1 protein-coding gene is annotated in these 489 nt (G+C 53.0%); it reads right to left on the reverse strand.

Annotated features, from left to right (window positions below; genetic code table 11):
- Positions 1 to 489 (reverse strand): DUF3418 domain-containing protein (locus KDM89_RS19610; RefSeq protein WP_212689573.1); only part of this gene is annotated, 489 nt, incomplete at both ends.

The raw sequence follows: 489 nt of genomic DNA on the forward strand, positions 1-489 counted from the left end.
CGCCAGCCGCTTCATGCCGCATCAGCTCATCTTTATTCAGATACAGCAGTTTGGGATTGCTGCTGGTCGCTTCTTTATGCCATTGTTCGAACAAGACCGCATTCCAGACATCGGCCGGCAGATGCTGATCGTAAAACGCCACGATTAACTCATCATCCACCAGCACGTCCAGCCTGCGCGACTTGTGCTCCAGATTTTCAATTTCGCGCACCAGTTTCTGGTTATAGGCAAAAAACGGCGCACGCGTATCGAATTCGCCACCGACCAGGGCTTCACGGATAAATATTTCGCGTGCTTCTGCCGGATGGTAGTGACCATACTGAATACGGCGCTGACTGTAGACTACCAGGCCGTATAAAGTAGCGCGCTCAAACGCACTGACCTGCCCGCTGCGCTTCTCCCAACGCGGCTCACCATAGGATTTTTTGAGCAAATGGCCACCGATTTTTTCCAGCCATTCCGGCTGTATCTGTGCGATGCAGCGGCCAT

The organism is Cognatundibacterium luofuense, assembly GCF_018139685.1.
GTDB lineage: Bacteria > Pseudomonadota > Gammaproteobacteria > Burkholderiales > Burkholderiaceae_D > Undibacterium > Undibacterium luofuense.